This is a genomic window from Streptomyces sp. NPDC090741, from assembly GCF_044769045.1.
In the GTDB taxonomy this organism is placed as follows: Bacteria; Actinomycetota; Actinomycetes; order Streptomycetales; family Streptomycetaceae; genus Streptomyces.
Map to the genome: position 1 here is coordinate 82,923 of NZ_JBIVXF010000011.1, position 15,753 is coordinate 98,675.

The window sequence follows — 15,753 nt, forward strand, 5'->3', positions numbered from 1 at the left end:
CGGGGTGTGGCGGGGGCTTAGTTGTGCTGGCCGGCGCCCGGTGCGCGGTGAGCTCCCCCGCGGCCGCGGAGGGCGGCCTTGCCTTCGACGAGGAGACGGTGGACGCCGCCGTACGAGCGGCCGGTCTCGTCCGCCAGTTCACGGATGGATGCGCCGCCGTCGTACTTCTCCTTCAGGTCGGCGACCAGCTGGTCGCGTTCCGGGCCCCGCGGCAGCCTTCGGGCACGGGTCGGCTCGGCGCCGGTCTCCGGCGTGGTGTGGTGGGTCGGGTTCTGGTCGGTGCTGGTCATCAGCGGTCCTCCGGTTATGGGTGGAATGGTGTGGTGCACGGTCTCGGGTGGCCGCGATCAGCAGGCCCGAGGTGGGGGGTGGGTCGTCCCGAGCAGGCGCAGGCGGGTGCGGTGGGGGCCGATGGTGCGGGCGTAGCGGTGGTTGCCACCGTGGAGGAATGTGGTGGCGCCGATGGTGGCCAGTGCGGCGGTGAGCCAGTCGGCGCCGGTTTCGGTGCTGCGCCGCGGGGTGGCTCCGAGCCGTACGAGTCGCTCTTCCACACCGCGGTGGCCCTGCTCTCCTCGGCGGACCTTGGTGGCCGCCCTGTCGGCCAGGACGGTCGCGTCGGGCAGGAGAGTGATCCGTCGAGTGCGGGTCTTTCCGAGGTAGGCGAAGTCCTGGGCGGCGTAGACGTGGCCGATGTGCCCTGGGCTCACGAGCTCGTCCCCGGCCTCGGTCTTTCGGATTCTGGCGACCGGATCGCTGTAGGCGACGACGCCTCGGATGCCCCTTCTGGCTGCGAGGACAAATGATCTTGCACAGAACCACGACTCGGCGTTCGACTCAGCTCGGTCAAGTAGGACGAGTCGGTTCAACTCAAGCGATTGGGAGTATCTCGTGATGTTCTCGAAGATGTCGAGGGATGCACCGTTCATCGGGATACCGAGCGTCAGGACGCCCAGCAGACGACCTCCGGGCGGCTCGCCCGGTCCGGGTTCCTCGTCAATTCGCTGAAGGCCGTAGGCGAAGCGGACGACCGGAAAAGCGCCGCTGTAGTGGTGACGTTCGACAAAGCTGCGCGCCGCGGTCTCGGGGATCGACACAACACGGTGAGCGGACGGGTCGAAGCCGCCCTCGCTGGTGCGGCGCCAGGTGGGGCGTCGCTCGCTCCAGCGCTGACACCAGTCCGCCACAGACGGCAGGAGGAGTTCCTCCTGCCGCGGGATGATCACGCCGCCCATATGCCTCGCCGGCTCTCCACGGCTTCCCTCACCCATCGTTCGCCCTGCTCGCAGGTGGCCCAGAGGGCCTGGTGCGGGGATGTGCTGGGCCATCGGGTGCCGGTGAGCGCGCGCCACTCCTGTTCCTGCCGGACACGAGCCCGGCCGCCGGCCATCAGCTGGGTCAGCCGGATCTGCAGGTGGCGCCTGCTGACGGTGGTGCACACGGCTCCCGAACCTGTGCCCTCTGCGCGGTGCGCGCGAAGAATGGGTTCGATGAGGGCTTCTTCCGGGCACGGACCGCCTGTTTGCGCGGTCTCGAGCGCCACCTCCACCTGCTCCTCGGTGGGGTTCAGGCTGGTGCTGGGCGGTGCGCCGGCACCTCGGCGACGTACCTCCTCGGCACACCGGTCGTGGAAGAAGGCGTGGTTGGCGGCCTCCTCCGAGGCCGCGGCACTCGTTTCGCAGCGTCGCCAGCGGCCGCATTCGCCGGGCCCGAGGTCCTCGTGGTCGATGTGCGTCAGGCACAGCCACATAAACGGGATCGGGTTGTCCGGGTGCGGATCGCGAAGGAGGGCCCAGTGGGCCTGCAGTCCTTCGGTGGTGGGAGCCAGGTAGTAGCTCCGCTCATGCCGGAGGTCGCCGACAGGCCCGAGGGGGTGGTTGTAGTCGCTCAGGAAGTGCAGCTGGGTGTGCGCGTTGGGGACGATCGGCCGTTCTCGCGGTGGTCGCAGGAGCACGCTTGGGATCTCCGGGTTCGTGAGAGGCGCTGGTCGCGCGAGCGCGTCGGTCTGTTTCGGCTGAGGACGTGGATGCGTCGACGCCCTGCCGATCTCGGGTCAAGGCGTGTGGGGATGCGGGGAGTTGGCGTCCGGCGTGCGCTGTGGCCTGCGACGCACGCGGGGCCGGGGGTGGGTAGAGCATCACCTCACCCGATGGTGTATATGTTACCGGAACATATACATGTGATCAAGCTGCGGCGTTGACCGTGCCGACGGTCCCTCCACGGTGGCCGCGCGGCGGGTGCCACTCAGGCCGAGCGGCCACCGTCCGCAGCCACGACACAGAGGGAGAACGTTGGACATACATCCGGATCGCCGAGGACGTGGTTCGCGCTCGCGCCGCCGCCGCCGCCGACCAGGCTGCTTCGCGCTGCCGTTCGCGCTCGCGCTACGCGTCTACCGTCCCGGTCGGCCCGGACGCGTCAGCGATAGCGCCATCGAGGCCGCCCAGATCCTGCGGACGAGCATCGGCCTCGCCGCGACGTTTTGGCTTGTCTATCGGTACCCGCTCCAGGAGTCGGCGTCCGCGTTCGCCCTCGACCGGTTCTCCGACGCGTTCATCGCCGCCGGCGTTCTCGCCGTAGCTGGACCTGTAGCCCTGATCGCGTTCGTGCTCGCGGCCCGATCGCCGCGGCGGCGGCTCTTCGCTCGGCGGCTCGGCACTCCGCTGGGAGGCTTCGCTGCGCTCTTCGGATCCGGCCTCGTCGTGTACACCTTGCTGCGCGAGGACGCAGGCATGCGGCTGACCGGTCATCTCGGGCTGCTGCGCTTCCCGGGGCTCATCGCCCTCTTGGTGCTGGTCCTGTTCACCACAGCCTTCGGCCTGGCCTCGGTCGTCCTGTCCGTGCACTACGTGTTCCGGGTCGGAGACGTCCACGAAGTCCTGCCACCACTGCTCTCTCCCTTGTTGGCTTGGGCAACCTGCGCCTTCCAGGCGTGTGAGGACAGTCCGGTTGCCGCCCCGGCATCGGTGCGGCTGCTCTTCCTCATCGGGCCACCGTTGTCGGTGAGTGCCCTGTCCGTGTGGGAGCTGGGCCGGCTGCGGCGTCTGTACGGGGTCACTGTCCGCGGCGCCCTCGGGCGGTAGCGGTGCGGGCAGGTCGCGGGCGTGGGGGTCTTTCAGGTCGCGGTGGTGTCGGCGAGGGCGTAGTCGGCGAGCTCCCTACCCAGCTGGGTGCGGAACGCGGCGAACTGCGGCCCCCGTACGCCGTCGTCGCCGTCGCTCGGCTGCGCGACGCCGTGTTCGTCGCGGTATTCGGCGAGCCAGTCGTCGACGAGCGAGCGCAGGGTGGCCCACGGCACCTTGGAATCGAAGCGCCCGCCTTCGGCGACTTTTTCGGTGAGGGCGATGCGCTGAGCGGGTGTCAGGACGGCAAGGCGTCCTGCGGGGGTGATGCTCCAGGCGGAGTCGGTCGGCTCAGCCCGGCCCGGCTGATTCGCCTGGACGGCGGCGATGAAGCCCTCCAAGCTCATCTGTTCGATGAAGCGCTGGGTGAGCTTGCCGGCCAAGAGCCCGTTGGGATCTGCGCAGGCGCGCTTCAGGCGGGTACGGAACGCTCCGCTGAGCGTCTGGGGTTCGGTGATGGCGGACCTCCTGATGGGAATCGGCCGTGGCTCTGGTTCAGGACCTGGGACTCGGCTGGCGTCTACCGCGTCGAAGGTGGACGCTGCACCGTGCGGAGCGGTGAACTCGCAGGCGCCTGGGGCGAGCCGTACGCGGGCACGGGACACCCCAGGCGCCGGTGGACGGTGTTAGGCGGCAGGGACCGGGACGACGAGGACCGGCAGGCCGAGCCGGAGGATCTCGGAGAGCTGGTGGGGGTCGAGCGGACTGCTGGGCTGGCCCGCGGGGGCGGTGGTGGCGGCAGCCTTCTCGCCCGCCTGGTCGTTCGGCGCCGGGGGCAGGCCGCCGAGTCGCCGCAGCTCGTCCCGGATCATGCTTCGCGTCAGCTCGCTGCCGGGCACCTTCTCCTTGGCACTCCGGGCGGCCCACTCCATGCGCTCGTCGGTGATCCGCGCGATCGACGCCTCTGTGAGGACGCCCTTGAACTGGCGGAAGAGGACCATGGCGATGATCTGCGCCTTACGACGGCGGTTGTAGTCCTCGCAGATGTGGCCCGGGGTCCCGGAGGGGAACACGTCGCGGGCGGTGGGCATCGACGGCAGGCTGGTCAGCTGGGTCATTGAACTCCCGTACGGAAGGCAGATGGTTGGGCCGTGATGGATCCGCGGCGATGGTGCAGCGGGCAGGATCCAGTGATGGACGGGTGGCTGGCTGATTGGCCCTCGACGGGGCTTTCAACACTCACACCGATGGACCTAGTATATGTTGCTGCAACATATACATCAAGATCGGATTCCGCCCGTATGGTCAAGGGGAGGCACGCCATGGCTCGGACAGAGAAGAACTTCTCGTCGGGAGGCGCCAAGGTGGCGCCAGTCACGGGGGTCCCAGTGACGGAATGGGCACGAGCGGCTGTCACGACTGACCATTTGAGGGCTCTCACCGTGCTGTCCTCTGACCCCGAGCGCGACCGTTCGGCCCTTGTGGCCGACCGTGCCGGCCAGCTCACCGCCGTCACCCCGGACGTAGCCTCACCGGCTGCCTGGCTGGTGACATGCGCTTGCTCGCCACCCGCTCGGACCTGCTCGATGCTGGACTGCGCGAGTCCTGGCGTGCCGGACGGTTGACGGGACCGGTGGTCGAGGTGTGCGCTCGCGAGGCCGCCGCCCTCAACGAGGCCGAGAGAAGCGCCGCGTAGCCGACTCGGCCGGTCTGGTGGCAGGAACGTCGTCGCGCCCAGCCCCACTGGCAGCTGTGCCTCAGCCTCCAGCCCTCCTGTGTCCCCTCCAACCTGGCCGACCGTCCAGCCCGGGCTCGGCTGCACGCCTTAAGCACCTGGCCGTCCACGTCGACGGCAGGTGCGCAGAGTCGTATATGGGCCGGGACCATACACTCCTGGGCATGGCACTACCCCGCAACTCCTACACCATCGCCGGCGACGTACTGGTCGACTTCACTAACGCTGCCGGCCGCGACCGCTTGTCCGTACCCAGCCTCGCCACCTTCCTGCTCCGCGGATACGTTCAGGGGACGATCCGGCTGGCCCGCCCCCTGCCTGATGGCGGCTCTGCGCCCCGCTCGCGGAAAGACCTGGCGCTCGACGATGACCTCGTCGAGCAAGCAACGGAGAAGGGTGCCAAGGACGGTGTGGTGAGCAGCAGCAGGCTGCTGGAAATCCTCTTCGGCGCCTACAACCGCGGACAGATCACGCTGACCGCTTCCGGTCAGGTCGGGGGATCCCCTGACTGCGCATGAACGCAGTTGAGCTGTCCGCAGGACGCGGGGGCCGTACGCCATGGTGTACGGCCCCCGCGTCGTACCCGGGCCGGAGTTCGCCGGCGGCTCGGGGAGCGCCGGTCTCATGCCACATCGGCGAAGGCCGCTGCTACAGGGTCCGTCACTTCCCGAGCATTGGGCGCTGGGCGGATGCCGAAATCCGCGTTCAACGAGCAGTGGTGGAGTTTGCCGATCACGAGCACCCCGGCACTCACCGGATGCGGTGCCGTGACGGGGAGTAGGAAAAGGCCGGCTCGCCCCGTGAGTGCCGCGCCTCATTAGTGGTCGTCGAGCGCCTCGCAGTCGGAGAGGGCTCCGTAGGGCCAGCGCGCGGCCGGTGTGTCGGGCTTGTCCAGTGGGTTGAGGACGATGACGGCGCGGGCCAGGATCAGGTAGGAGAGGGCGCAGGACAGGACGCGGCTGGCCGAGTTCGGCGAGCGGTTGAGCCTGAATCCGACACCGAGGGCGAAGAGCAGCGGCAGCTGGTCGAGGACGGCGGCGCCAGCTCCCGAGATGACGGATGCGGCCTGGTGCAGGGTGGGGGGCGCGTCCGAGCATGTCGTCCTGGCCCAGGCGCAGCAGGACGCCGGCGGCGGGCATCGCGGCGATCGGCAGGGACAGGCCCTGACCCATGCGGCGGAGCCTGTCGACAGTACGGGATCGTGCACCGGTGCTCTCAGGCCCGGGCGGGGCGCTGCTTTCGGCGGAGCAGGGTTTGCAGGCTCATCGCGTGGGCCCGGAGCCGGTATGGCCGTTCCTGGCACGGGTGTCGGGATGGCGGGGTCGCATCAAGGCTCCTGGATTCAGGGGGCGGGGGTGGCGGGGGCCTGCATGCGGCGGACGGAGGCGGCCAGCGGCCAGCAGAGCGCCGCGCCGAGGACGCCGGCGGTGAGGGTGGCCGCGGCGTTCAGCGGGGGTCCGCCGTGCTCGAGGGACCAGGAGGCGAGGGTGGGGGCCAGGACGACCGCGCCAGCGAGGGTGGTTCCCCAGATCCCGGCGTACAGGCCGTGGCTTCCCGGGGGTGAGATCCGGGCCAGGATGTCTCCGGCTGCGATGAAGGCGATGATCTCCCCGGGGACGGCCAGGGCGGCGGCGAGGCTGAATCCGGGGATGCTCGTCGCGTAGGCGGCGGAGGCCATGCTGGTGCCAAGGATGAGGGCGCTGAGGGCGAGCATGCCGGTCATGGGCCGGTCGCGGCCAGCGCGTCGGCTCATCCAGCGGTTGAGGTAGGGGGAGAGCAGCAGGACGGCGGCGGCGTTGGCGGTCTGCGCCCATCCGTAGTCGGCGGCGGACAGTCCTGCTCTGGCCATCAGGAGGGGAAGGCTGGAGAACATGGCGGCGCAGGCGGTGAGCGCGGCCAGGCTGGTCAGGAGCAGCAGCCACAGCCGGCGGTCGCGCAGCGCGTCGCGCTGGGGGGCGCGGGCTGCGGGCGGTGTGGCGCTGTTCGGGCTGACGAGGGTGAAGGCGATGACCGCGCAGGCGGCGCAGGCAGCCGCGTTGGCCCACAGCAGCGCCGGGATGCCGATCCGGTCGGCGAGGAGTCCGCCGCTCGCGCCGGCAGCGGCGGCGGCCGTGTTAACGGCGAAGTTGCGGGCCGCGTTGATCGAGGCCCTGGAGGCGTCGTCGCGGTAGCGGTCGGCGATGGCGGCGGTGACGACTGGGCGGGGGGCGTCGTAGACGATGCCGGCGACGAAGGCCGCGGTCGTGAGGGTGCTCAGCGTCGATGCCTGGGCCAGGAGCGGCAGGACCACGGCGGCGAGCCCCATGGCGGTGGCGAGGGTGGTGCGCCGGCCGATGCGGTCGGCAAGCCAACCCCACAGGACGGATCCGGCAAGCCAGCCGGCGCCGAAGACCATCAGGGTCTTGCCGATGGTCGCGGTGGAGAGCTGCAGTTCGTCGAGGTGGTAGGGGAGGAAGGGGTAGCTGTAGCCGAGGGCGCGGACGAGGAAGGTGGCGACCAGCAGCGCGCGGATCTCGGTGGGCCAGGAGCCGGCGCGGGCGGGCGCTCTGCCTTCTGCAGCTCTGGTGGGCGTGGTGGTCGTGGTCACTTCTCTCCAGCAGCAGGCGGGTGTCCGGGATCCCCGTGGGGGCGCCGCCGGATGGGGGTGAGGCGGCGCCCCCGCAGTGGTGGCCGGGCTGGGCGCCGATCCGAGGGGGACACGGGCGGCGGCCGGCCTCGGCCGCGGTCCGGCCGGAGAGCAGGGGGTGTTCCTCCGGCCGGTGGTTCAGGCTGGGTTCAGGGTCCGGTTGGGGTATGCGGTGCCGCGCGATGGCGGGATGCGGTGCTGCTGCTGGTCGTCATGGTGGCCCTCCCCTGGGTTGGTCAGCCGAGCTCGGTCACGTGCAACCGCGCAGGCATCCCGGAAGGGCTGCCTGCGCGGCAAATGCGCACGTCAATGACGCTATGGGGGTGAGCCTGTGGATAATTTCCGGCGCCTGCGGCGGCTGTTCGGCCTCGGTTCAACGGCGGCCGGAAGAGGGGATGCTGCGGGCCGGGGTGTATCCGGGCCCGCGCAGCGTCCGGGAACCGCGTCAGCGGAGCTTGGTGTCGTCGTGGAGGGACAGACGTCCGAGTTCGAGGGTTCCGGTGCTCAGCTTCCACCAGGTCAGGCGGGGGGCGGCGGGGCTGTTGTTCTTGATGTTGCACCGCCAGGCGGCGGCTCCGTCGCCGCGTACGAGCTGGGGTGCTCCTCCGCTCGCGTGGGTCTTGTGGGGGCGGACCTGGCGCCCCGGCACGTCGACCGCGCGGCCGGTGAGTACGTCCGTGACGACGTCCAGGATGTCCCGGCGGTGGGTCTGGGTGACTTCGCCAAGGGAGGTGAGCCAGTCGGGTCCCAACTGGTAGGGGCGAAGGAGCCAGGTGGTCCGCTCGGCCTCGGGGTAGCGCCACAACCAGATCTGCTCGACCTCGTAGCGGAACTGTGCCTCGGAATCGGTGAAGACTGCGGGCGGAAGGGCGAGGGTGGCGTCGCCCTCCCCCGAGGACTTCAGGTCGCGGATGCGGTTCTGCAGAGCGCGGTTGTCCTTCCGGGCTGTGGCAAGGTCCTGTCGGGCAGCCCGGAGGTGCTCGCGCAGCAGGTCAGCGTCTTCTGCCTGGCGCGTCGCGTCCGGCCTTCCGGACGGGGTGGCGAGTGCAGCAGATGCGGTGTCGCTGGTCCAGACGGTGACACTGCCGCGAATGCGGGAGACGACGTGGCGGACGGTATCTGCGGTGTTGGAGGAGTTGACGTAGACGCGGGGGTGCCGCTCGGCAGGGTCGCGTTTGGTGGCGTCCGCCCAGAAGATTCGAAGGGCGCCTCCGTAGGTGGACCACTTCTCCGGGAGGGCTGCGCCGAGGGCCCAGGATGCGGCCTGATCGGCAAGAACGGCTACGTCTGCTCGGCCTTCGAGCTGCTCACCGAGTTCGGCGGGGTCGAGCAGCGGCTTGTCGCCGTGACTCGGGGACGTCGTGACGAGGACCAGCGGGAGAATCCTCGACGGATCGAACACCTCGGCAACGAGGTCAGGCACTCGCTCGGGGGCGAAGCTTCGTACGGGCGGCCGGTGGCCAAGCTCCATGGTCAGCAGGTCATAGGGGACCTGCGGGCAGCGGCGCTTGCGGGACTGGGTGGCGGATCGAGTCATGCACTCCCCTCTCTTTGACAATTTAAAGTATATAGAGAGTGGTGATCTTGGTCAAGCCCTGCCGGTCCACCCTGGCGGTCCCTGAATCCCCAAAATGGCTGCAACCAGACGTAGTTGAACATCGGGCCGGTCCTGTGCGCGGAAGAAGAGAGCCACTGCCGTCGCGGATCCGGGTCGTCGCCGAACGGGCAGGCGACTGGGGCCTGAAGGCCGCCCGCGCACCGGGGGCAGGTGCCGGCTCGGCTCGGTGACGACTTGGTCGGAGACTCGGGTCGGTCGGGTGTCCGTACGGCGGAGCAGCGACTCGCCCGCGGCAGCGCAATGGTCGTATGGCAAGCGAAACGGCTTCGGGCCCAGCACGTTTGTGCTGGGCCCGAAGCCGTTTTTAGTAGCGGGGGCAGGATTTGAACCTACGACCTCTGGGTTATGAGCCCAGCGAGCTACCGAGCTGCTCCACCCCGCGTCGGTAGACAGAACCCTACGGCATCTGCGCCCGGGACGAACCGGTTTGGACTCCAGCGAGATCGCGTCTTCCGCCGTGGTGCACTCGGCGCTTCGTTGCCCAGGGGCGCCTATTCCAGCTGCACGGCCGGTGTCAGGCGGCGAGCGCGGCCGGCTCTCCGAGGTGTCGAGCCGCCGTGCGCCAGGCGGCGGTGACGGCCTGGTGGGCGGCTGCGGTGGCGGCCGGGATCTCGGCGGGCAGGCGCAGGGGAGCGCCGAGGTGGACGTGCAGGCGCGGCCGGCGTGCGGGTGCGGTGATGATCCCGGCGAGCTGCTTGGAGCGGGTACCGGAGGTGATATGGCGCGCACCGGCCTGGCCCAGGGGCAGGATCGGGGCGCCGGTGGCTGCGGCGAGTCGGGCAGGGCCGCTGCGGAAGTTCTCGGGCGCTGCTTCGGCGGAGTCCTTGCGGAGCGGGAGGCGGCCTTCGCCGTAGATGAGCACGTTGCGGCCGGCGGCCAGCGCCTGGGCGGCGGCCTCAAGAGAGTCGGCTGCCCGCGCGGTGCCGCGGTGCACGGGGATGTGGCCGTCGCGGGTGAGCAGGCTGCGGAGGAGAGGGATACGCCAAAGCCCGGCGGTCGCGAGGATGACAGGTTCGATCTCCAGGCGTCGCAGGGCGGCCAGGACGACGCCGGGGTCAGCGAGGGAGGTGTGGTTTCCGAGGATGATCGTGCCGGTCGGCGTGGTGGGGCGGTCCGAGCTGATGGTCAGATGCCCGAACGCCGGGACGATCGCGGCGGCGATGCGGCTGAGCATGAAGAAGCCTCTTCGGTCGGCGACGAGTTGATCTTCATCGTGGCGGGTCGGGGGCACTGCGGCCTGAGTGCGCGTACTCAAGTTGGCCGGTGCTGGGGCACCTACGCAGCCGGGGGCACAGCCGAGCCGGGAGCTGCGCCGGATCGTGGAGACCGGTTGCGGGCGGCTGCTCGCCGGGCTGCCCGGTTGGCGCGGGGCAGAGGCATCTCCCATTCCTCGTCGGGGACGACCCTTTCGTTCGAGACGAGGTGAGTCTCCCAGAGGGAGCCGGTGGTGCCGTGGCGCTCGCCGCGGGGTGTGCTGGTGGGGCCGGTCATGCGGTTGTCTCCTTGGGCGTGGTGCGGGCGATGACAAGCAGCAAGGCGAGGAAGAGGAGTCGGTCGCGCTGGTTGTAGAGGTCTTCGAGTGCGTCGTCGGTGATGGTCGAGGCCGTGTGCCGGTCTACCGGGCTGGCTTCGGCCCCGTCAGTCGGCGGGTGGGTACCGGTGGGGTTCATCGGGCTCCGTTCGGGTTGGCGCTCAGAAGTGGGCTGCGGCACATCCGGTTTGGGCGATCGGGATGGTGCTCACTCGGGCGCGGCGCTGAGCACCTTGCTCGACCGCAGCCTGTGCAGGGCCCGGGTGTAGCCGGACGTCGCTTCGTACTGAACGGCGGCCGCGGACGTCGGCGGGGCCATGGGCCGCAGGCCGGCGCGGGCACGGTGGTAGCCCTGGGACCGGTCGACCGGGATCTCAGCCGGCTCGGACATCGGCGCGGTGCGGATGGGTCGGAGACCGGCTCGTGCGTGGTGGAAGCCCTCGCACTTGTCCTCGTCGGGCCGTACCAGGGCAGGGCCGGCGATCATCGGCCCCGTGCGGCCGGCGAGTACCTCACGGACTGCGTGGTACCCGGCGGGCGCGTACCTGTCGACGGCGGGCGGGGGGAGCGTCGGCTGGACGGCTTCCGGCCGTTCGTCTTGCCGAATGTGCCCGGGACGGCGGGTGCCGGGGGCCAGGATCTCGATCTCGCGTACGGCTCCGGCGCCGAGTTCGGCGTTGACCTGGTCGAGGAGCTGCGCGCTGATCAGGCGGCCCTGGAGGGCCCAGGCGGGCGACTCGGGCAGCAGCTCCAGGCGGCCGGTCGGCTCGTCGAAGCGAACCGGCTGCAGCCGGTCGGCGACCTCGCCGCTCACGATGTCCTTCCAGCGGTCGATGACCTGGCCGCCGACGAGCGGCTCGTCCCAACCGCGTTCGTCGGCCAGGCGCTTGAAGACGGCCTTCAGGTCCAGGGGGTCGCGGCCGTCGCCACGATGCGCGGAACGCCGGCGCTTGGGCTTGGCCTGGGCGCGGCTGTGCTCGCCTCGGGCGGCGGCGGCCTTGCGGGCGGCCATCAGGGCCATGCGGGCCAGGTCGGCACCGGTGGTCTCGGTGGTAGTCATGCGTGCCCCCACTGGGTGTGCAGGACCATGCGGCCGACACCGGCGAGGCGCTGGACCTGGTCGACGAGGTGGTTGGTAAACAGGCGGCGGGCGTAGGTCTCGCCGCAGGTGGCGAGGGTGGTCTTGATCAGGAGGGGGTCCTTCTGGGCGGCCGCGCGAAGGTCGATAATTTCGTCGCGGGTGAGCTGTTCGAGGGCGACGAAACCGTCCTCGCCGACCTCGTAGGCCGGCGTGCTGGCGGTCTGCGGGGTGGTGTGGAGCTGGGCGATCGCGGCGTTGACCTCTCGGGCTACGGCGCGGCTGGTGGGGCCCTGCCACGTGCCGTCCCATTCGGCGTGCCGGGCCTGTGCGGCGTGGCGGGAGTCCTGCCACCAGGCGACGATCGCGGCGCGGCGCTCGGGGGTGTTGTACAGCGCGGTGGCGCCGTGGAGGCGGGCAGCGAGGAAGCCGGAGGGGCGGTGAACGCGGTGGGCCGGGTTCTCCAGGCTGAGGACGGCGATGACCTCGGTGGTCGTCCAGCCGGCGTCGGCGACCTCGCGGACGATCCACGCGATCCGGGCGGTGTTCGCGCGGCCGAGCCACGGGACCTGGGTGATGAGCTCCCGGGCGAGCTGGAAGCGGCGTCCGACGGCGTTGAGGGAACGTTTCGGCTTGGGGGTGCTGGGCTTCTTCCGGGCGGGTGAATTGGGCTTCCCGCTGGCGAGCTTGTTCTCAGGGGGAAGCGTAGAAGTACCGGTAGGAGAAGACGTTGAAGGACCCACCCCCATTGGGGTGCAAGAGGGGTTGGCGCCGGAGCGGCCCAGGCGGGTGCGCTTGGCGGGGCGGCGGCCGGCGCGGCCGGCGAGGCGGGCGAGGCGCTTCATCAGCGGCAGGCCGGCCGGGTCGATGCCGCGAACGGTGCGGATGTACTGCTCGGAAGGGCCCGTGCGCAGCTGGAGGTCGTCGTCGAATCCAGGGGGGATGGTGTGGACGAACTCGCTGGCCTGGCCGCCTACTCCGGGCACACGCGTGCCCTTGGTGCGGTAGGTGAGCAGGCCGACGCCGCGCAGGAGGGCGAGGTGGTACTGGACGGTGCGCTCGGACAGGCTCAAGACGCGGGCGAGGAAGTCGATGCCCGGGCGGCAGGGGTTGAGCTTGGCCAGGACCTGGGCGACGCGCAGGGTGGTGTCGCTGATGCGCTGGGGTCCGTGGCTGGAGTTGTCGGTGTAGCCGGCGCGGATGTTGGCCCAGTGGACGGCCTGCATCCAGGAGTAGCGGTCGGTGGCGATGCGGCTCTTGGTGGCAGTGATCCACTGGTTGGCCGCGGGCACGCGCGGCAGCGTCTGCTGCTGCGGCGTGGCGCCGGGCTGGGTGGATGTGGGCACAGGAGTTCCAGGTCTCGGGGTGCGCGAAGTAGACCCGCGGCGGGACGGGCCTGAAAGGGGAAGGCGGTGCAGCGGGTGCTGCGCCGGTGGGTTAGTCGAAGGCGAAGGCCATCTGCTCGGACTCGACCGGGGTTTCGGTTCGGGCGGTAGGGCAGGTGGGGGCGTGGCCACGGCGGGCCGGGCGGATGACCGCGGTGCGCGGTGCGCGGGCGGCCGGGCCGGCCGGGACGGCGCGGCTGGGTCGCGGGCTGCGGCCGACGATGCGAGGCGTCGGAGGGTTCTGGGCGTCCTCGGCGACGACGGCGGCCAGGCGGCGGACCTCTTTGGCCGACAGCTTGGTCTGGAAGCGGACGCGGTACTGCGAGACGCCTTGGGTCAGGAGCTCCAGGGCGATGAGCTCCGCCTTCGCCCGGTCCACGTTGTAGACGGGCCAGGGGCGGGACGGCTGGATGACGACTTTGCTGCTGGTGTCGGCCTGGTCGGCCTCGTCGGACATTACGTGCCCCCCTTGCTTGATGTGAGGTCCGCCTCGACGACGACCCGCTTGGAGTGGCCGGTGGCCGGCCAGCAGGTGACGAGGGTCAACTTGGCCTTCGTCGGCGTGGCCGCGGGGTTGTCGGGGACCTGAGCGATGACGTTGACGTCGTTGGGCTCGACGGTGCGGACCCGGGCGACGGTGTAGGTGTAGGTGATCCGGTCGGCGGTGGTGACCGAGATGACGGATCCGGGCTTGATGTTGTCGATCTGTCGGAACGCGGGGTCGGCGACGCCGCTGCGGTGGCCGGCCAGGGCGAAGTTGCCGACTTGGCCAGGCTGTTCGGTGTCGGGGAAGTGACCGATGCCGGCGCGCAGTTGCTTGTCGGCGACACCTTCGTAGACGGGCTGGGCCCAGTCCTCGCCGAGGGCGGGGATACGCACCACCTCATGGATGCTGCCGCCCGGGCCCGGGGCCGGGTCTCCCGCGACGGCGCGGTCGCCGCTGGATGCGGGGTTGCTGTCCGACCAGGTGCCCAGCGCGTCGTCGGCAGCCTTGGCGGCGGTGCCGGTCTCGTCCGGGACGGACGGGTCTCCGCCGGTGGGGGCCGCGGACGAGGTGAGCGGGTCGGGTTCGACCTGCTGCGAGGTCGTGGTGGACGTGCTCGGCGAGACGTCACGGGTGGCGGTGTTCGTGCCAGCCGCGTCGCTGCCGTTGTTGAGGACCGTGACCGTAACCGCCGCGGCGGTCAGGACGGCGCCAGCGGCGATCGCCGCGTACAGGCCGGTGTTCCGCTTCCGCCGACGGGCGGCGGGGTTCATGGTGCTGGGGTGGTCGGGCGTGTGCGTCATGGTGCGTCATCCGTGCGTGAGAGGACGGCAGGCAGCGGGGCCGGCCGGTAACTGGTCCGGCCCCGCTCGAGGGAAGGTCAGGCCCTGGCAGGGGCCTGCAGTGGATTGGTCAGGCGCCGGTCTTGGGCAGCTCGGGGATCTTCACAGGCCGCGGCTTAGGCTTCTCGGGTGTCGGGATCTTGACGTCCTTGACCGGGACCTCGGCGGCCTTGCCGTCGGTGACCGCGGTGGTCTGGTCGGGTGCCAGCTGGTAGCCCTCGATCGCCTTGACCTCGTGCACCGTGTACTTGCCGGGTGGCACGTCGTTGACCTGCCAGAAGCCGTTTGCGTCCGTCTTGCCGGTGGCGACGGTCTTGCCCTGGTCGTTCTTGATCTGGAACTCCACGTCGGCGAGCGCCTTGCCGGTGTCGGCCGCGGTCTTGACGACCTTGATGCTGCCCTGGAGTGCGTCGACCTTGGGCTGAAGCTGTGCCTCGGCGCTGGAGGTGCCGCCGGCCAGCAGCATGCGCTGCGCCTTGCTGTTGCTCGGCGTGATGGCGCGCAGGGTGCTGCCGGGGAGGGACTTGGCGGTGACCTTCACGGTGGCAGTGGTGTCCTTGCCGGCCGTCACCGTGGTGGTGGCGACACCGTCGGCGTTGGTCATCACGCCGGAGGCCGCGCCAGCCACGTTGATGTCGAGCTTGACGCCGGGCACCTTGTGGCCGGTGGCGGAGGTGACGTCGAGGATTACCTCGGTCTTCCCGCCGGGCTTGAGAGATCCACCGACGGGCTTGATGTTGATCTTGTAGGGGCCGGCGAACATCTTCGCTTCGTTCATGTATCCGGTGGCGAACTTCTTCGCGTCCGGCGACACGTTCGGGTAGCTCAGGCGCTGCAGCGCACGCTTGCCGTCGGGCAGTGCGTAGGTGGTGCCGGCCTCGAGGTAGCTGTAGATGACGGCGTCGACCGCAGCGGCCTGGATGTCGCCCTTGGCCTGGCCGTACTTCGAGAGCACGTACGCGGCGCGAGCGACGTCCTCGGCGGACGCCTTCTTTGCGCTGGCCTGGGAGGTCCAGGTCGTGAACTCCTTGACGGGCCCGTACTGGCCGGCCGCGTCAGGGCCGGCGAGCTCAGGGTCCGCGCAGTAGGCCAGCTCGGTCACGCCGGGAAGGGTCTTGCCGGGCGCTCCGTAGGCACCGATGTGGGAGGTGTCCGGCTTGCCGGAGGCATCCGGAATCAAGTATCCCGGCCCCCATTTGTCCGCCGCCTGCGCACCCGGCGCCAGCATGATGCCCGCGCCCAGCGCAGCCGCCGTGCCAAGCACGATTGGATACCGAAAGCGCCATTGCGCGTGCGCGCGGCCCTTGAGTGGTGCACCATTCATCCTGATCTCCGTCCGCGGGGATTGCTCCGTCGGAACCGGGCACTGAGGTTCCTAGGCCGTTGCGGCCCGGT

General features: G+C 70.4%; 18 protein-coding genes and 1 tRNA gene. 3 read left to right on the forward strand and 16 right to left on the reverse strand.

All coding sequences use genetic code 11. The features are described 5' to 3' along the window. Positions 1 to 17: 17 nt before the first annotated feature. Genes ACIQU4_RS27755 through ACIQU4_RS27765 form a run of 3 tightly spaced genes read right to left on the reverse strand, consistent with a single transcriptional unit; the run spans position 18 to position 1,951 of the window. A complete protein-coding gene (locus ACIQU4_RS27755; RefSeq protein ID WP_403736078.1) occupies positions 18 to 290 on the reverse strand; it encodes a helix-turn-helix domain-containing protein in 273 nt (90 codons plus the stop codon). Between the two features lie 57 nt (positions 291 to 347). Further along, positions 348 to 1,232, reverse strand: a complete 885-nt coding sequence (locus ACIQU4_RS27760) for a hypothetical protein (protein ID WP_403736080.1) — start codon at positions 1,230 to 1,232, stop codon at positions 348 to 350. Then, positions 1,220 to 1,951 carry a hypothetical protein gene (locus tag ACIQU4_RS27765; protein WP_403736083.1) on the reverse strand — a complete coding sequence of 244 codons (732 nt, stop codon included), beginning with the start codon at positions 1,949 to 1,951 and terminating at the stop codon, positions 1,220 to 1,222. The genes ACIQU4_RS27760 and ACIQU4_RS27765 overlap by 13 nt, the downstream gene beginning before the upstream one ends. Before the next feature lie 337 nt (positions 1,952 to 2,288). On the opposite strand from ACIQU4_RS27765, the gene ACIQU4_RS27770 reads away from it, so the two are divergent. Beyond that, the gene (locus tag ACIQU4_RS27770) at positions 2,289 to 3,080 is read left to right on the forward strand and encodes a hypothetical protein (protein WP_403736086.1); all 792 of its coding nucleotides are present in this window, start codon (positions 2,289 to 2,291) and stop codon (positions 3,078 to 3,080) included. Between the two features lie 32 nt (positions 3,081 to 3,112). Here the strand turns inward: ACIQU4_RS27770 and ACIQU4_RS27775 are convergent, their stop codons facing one another. Together ACIQU4_RS27775 and ACIQU4_RS27780 are read right to left on the reverse strand one after the other, a co-directional pair. Next, a complete protein-coding gene (locus tag ACIQU4_RS27775; RefSeq protein WP_403736088.1) occupies positions 3,113 to 3,502 on the reverse strand; it encodes a hypothetical protein in 390 nt (129 codons plus the stop codon). A gap of 243 nt (positions 3,503 to 3,745) precedes the next feature. Further along, on the reverse strand, positions 3,746 to 4,177 hold the full coding sequence (locus ACIQU4_RS27780) for a hypothetical protein (RefSeq protein ID WP_403736091.1): 432 nt from the start codon (positions 4,175 to 4,177) through the stop codon (positions 3,746 to 3,748). 434 nt (positions 4,178 to 4,611) lie between these two features. Here ACIQU4_RS27780 and ACIQU4_RS27785 point away from each other — a divergent pair, with 434 nt between their 5' ends. Then, positions 4,612 to 4,755 carry a hypothetical protein gene (locus ACIQU4_RS27785; RefSeq protein WP_403736094.1) on the forward strand — a complete coding sequence of 48 codons (144 nt, stop codon included), beginning with the start codon at positions 4,612 to 4,614 and terminating at the stop codon, positions 4,753 to 4,755. Positions 4,756 to 4,958: 203 nt separating this feature from the next. Then, entirely contained in the window at positions 4,959 to 5,312 is a 354-nt protein-coding gene (locus ACIQU4_RS27790; protein ID WP_403736097.1) for a hypothetical protein, read from the forward strand. Positions 5,313 to 5,611: 299 nt separating this feature from the next. Here ACIQU4_RS27790 and ACIQU4_RS27795 read toward each other — a convergent pair whose 3' ends face one another. The 11 genes from ACIQU4_RS27795 to ACIQU4_RS27845 form a co-directional block, all read right to left on the reverse strand. Continuing rightward, positions 5,612 to 6,001 carry a hypothetical protein gene (locus tag ACIQU4_RS27795; RefSeq protein WP_403736100.1) on the reverse strand — a complete coding sequence of 130 codons (390 nt, stop codon included), beginning with the start codon at positions 5,999 to 6,001 and terminating at the stop codon, positions 5,612 to 5,614. Between the two features lie 135 nt (positions 6,002 to 6,136). Next, positions 6,137 to 7,381, reverse strand: coding sequence for an MFS transporter (locus ACIQU4_RS27800; RefSeq protein WP_403736103.1), 1,245 nt, complete (start codon positions 7,379 to 7,381; stop codon positions 6,137 to 6,139). A 484-nt stretch (positions 7,382 to 7,865) separates the two neighbouring features. Further along, positions 7,866 to 8,957 carry a hypothetical protein gene (locus ACIQU4_RS27805; RefSeq protein WP_403736105.1) on the reverse strand — a complete coding sequence of 364 codons (1,092 nt, stop codon included), beginning with the start codon at positions 8,955 to 8,957 and terminating at the stop codon, positions 7,866 to 7,868. Between the two features lie 389 nt (positions 8,958 to 9,346). Then, positions 9,347 to 9,420, reverse strand: a tRNA-Met gene (locus tag ACIQU4_RS27810). A 132-nt stretch (positions 9,421 to 9,552) separates the two neighbouring features. Further along, positions 9,553 to 10,212 (reverse strand): lysophospholipid acyltransferase family protein, encoded by a 660-nt coding sequence (locus tag ACIQU4_RS27815; protein WP_403736107.1) that lies wholly within the window; start codon positions 10,210 to 10,212, stop codon positions 9,553 to 9,555. Positions 10,213 to 10,525: 313 nt separating this feature from the next. Then, complete coding sequence (locus ACIQU4_RS27820) at positions 10,526 to 10,708, reverse strand: hypothetical protein (RefSeq protein WP_403736110.1); 183 nt, start codon at positions 10,706 to 10,708, stop codon at positions 10,526 to 10,528. 69 nt (positions 10,709 to 10,777) lie between these two features. After that, positions 10,778 to 11,629, reverse strand: a complete 852-nt coding sequence (locus ACIQU4_RS27825) for a DciA family protein (RefSeq protein ID WP_403736112.1) — start codon at positions 11,627 to 11,629, stop codon at positions 10,778 to 10,780. Next, positions 11,626 to 12,993 (reverse strand): winged helix-turn-helix domain-containing protein, encoded by a 1,368-nt coding sequence (locus ACIQU4_RS27830; protein ID WP_403736114.1) that lies wholly within the window; start codon positions 12,991 to 12,993, stop codon positions 11,626 to 11,628. The genes ACIQU4_RS27825 and ACIQU4_RS27830 overlap by 4 nt, the downstream gene beginning before the upstream one ends. Positions 12,994 to 13,084: 91 nt before the next feature. Further along, positions 13,085 to 13,489 (reverse strand): hypothetical protein, encoded by a 405-nt coding sequence (locus tag ACIQU4_RS27835; RefSeq protein WP_403736117.1) that lies wholly within the window; start codon positions 13,487 to 13,489, stop codon positions 13,085 to 13,087. Then, positions 13,489 to 14,319 carry a sortase gene (locus ACIQU4_RS27840; protein ID WP_403736120.1) on the reverse strand — a complete coding sequence of 277 codons (831 nt, stop codon included), beginning with the start codon at positions 14,317 to 14,319 and terminating at the stop codon, positions 13,489 to 13,491. The genes ACIQU4_RS27835 and ACIQU4_RS27840 overlap by 1 nt, the downstream gene beginning before the upstream one ends. Before the next feature lie 109 nt (positions 14,320 to 14,428). Then, the gene (locus tag ACIQU4_RS27845) at positions 14,429 to 15,682 is read right to left on the reverse strand and encodes a SpaA isopeptide-forming pilin-related protein (protein ID WP_403736123.1); all 1,254 of its coding nucleotides are present in this window, start codon (positions 15,680 to 15,682) and stop codon (positions 14,429 to 14,431) included. Positions 15,683 to 15,753: the final 71 nt, after the last annotated feature.